At 39.1% G+C, this 1,724-nt stretch carries 2 protein-coding genes; both read right to left on the bottom strand.

Annotated elements, in window-relative coordinates:
• The coding region (locus FTV34_RS17270; RefSeq protein ID WP_180070892.1) for a replication initiation factor domain-containing protein at positions 1–1,081 on the bottom strand (1,081 nt) is incomplete at its 3' end.
• Positions 1,082–1,494: 413 nt separating this feature from the next.
• The coding region (locus FTV34_RS17845; RefSeq protein WP_218949387.1) for a hypothetical protein at positions 1,495–1,724 on the bottom strand (230 nt) is incomplete at its 5' end.

Below are 1,724 nucleotides of genomic sequence, written 5' to 3'. Positions count from 1 at the left end.
GCCCGAATTGATGGCGAAATATATCCACCCCTTTTTCTATACTTATTTTCAATGATCTTTTTACATATTCTATTTTTGATTGAACCTGATCATCGTATTTAAACAGGTCTTTAAAACACGGATACAGATTAATGAAGTAATCAGAGGGATTTATAATCGCATCAAAAGGGATAATTGTATGTTTTGCTTTTAACTCAACCTCAACCCTTAACCAGTCGCTATTTTTATCCCCTAATTGCTTTCCTTTTTCATAAGCCCTAAGCATTTTATCTGAAGTACGGCAACCGATCTGCAAAGTACGCCCTAGCTTATCTCTATCTAAATATTTCCAATCACCGAACCAAGTTACACGTGCAGGCTTTCCAAAATAGTAAAATTCCCCGTTCGTTTCTCTTTCATTCAGATCATCAATATCTAAATAAGTACCATCGTAGTCATCATGTGCTAAATCCAGTCTTGTAATTTTTGCGCCTTGCGCCTTATTTAAGAATTGATATAACTTTTCTTGCCAGCCGTAGTCACCCATCAAGCAACCCTGACCAGATAACATCACAAGCATTGTGTTGTTTTGACCACCTATGCAGAGATCACCGACCACGACATCATCATGATTAATAATTTCATAACATTGTTCATAGAAGTTTTTGCCATTTTTTCTTTTTTTACCGACTTTAAATCCGAAAATTTGCTCTAACTTTTCCCCCATTGCTTCTATGCAGGCATCGTTAATAAATTCTTCTGAGAGTCCAATATAGTGATCCGAAAACGTGTAACGCTTTAAGGAGAATGAAATCCAATCTATAAACGCTATTTCATGTTCAGCAGGTGCAGACACCAGTAGGATTTTTGGATTGCCTTGATCATCAATAACCAACTTTACTTCGTTAGCCGCTTGCCAATCTTTTAGGACTTCGTTAGATGGAATTTGAGCCTTCGAGTTTTGCCACGTATTACTAACGTGGCACTCCCACGGGCTGACAGTGGGTAAAGTCCGATTTTTCAGGAAATCATTGGCGAATTTAGAATAGTTTTCAGGTGTAGCAGTTGTAAAAGGGGTATTTTCCCCATAAAATTTAGTCATGGACATTCCTTCTTAATGTTCATCAAGGGCTATGGTGTTGACGCACTGATAGCCCATTTTTATGCCTGCTGCTTTTGTGCCTGTCGATCTATTGCGTTCAGGTCTTTAACTTCACAGGACTTCGCTTGTTAGCTTCTTACGTGCAATAAACAATCTACACTAAACAAATAATATAAATCAAGGCTGTGTGGTGTGGGTGTGCGTACACGGTACGCCACACACCACACAACCTTCCCCTTCCATTCGGCTTCGCTGTACCTGTCATTAGGCGCAAATGCCTTCAAATTGGTAATCAGAGAGGAAAAGGCTAGTAACTCATAGTCCGTCAGTTCGATGGCACTCCGCCATCTCTGTTAAGCACTCATTGATTCAATGGTAAAGTGCGCCCTTAAAAATCACAAATCACAAATAGCCTAAGGAACACAAAAATCAGGATGCACCCTAGTCCAATCCTGTTTAGTCATATTAAATCGTTTTGGAACACTGAAATCATGTGCCAAAGCCTGTATACATGTTTCATCATCCCCGAACCATTGACGGAAGAACCCCAACCAACGCCCGAATTGATGGCGAAATATATCCACCCCTTTTTCTATACTTATTTTCAATGATCTTTTTACATATTCTATTTTTGATTGAACCT

It is taken from the genome of Acinetobacter sp. YH16038, assembly GCF_013417275.1.
GTDB lineage: Bacteria > Pseudomonadota > Gammaproteobacteria > Pseudomonadales > Moraxellaceae > Acinetobacter.
This window is presented reverse-complemented; position numbering and strand designations above follow the sequence as displayed.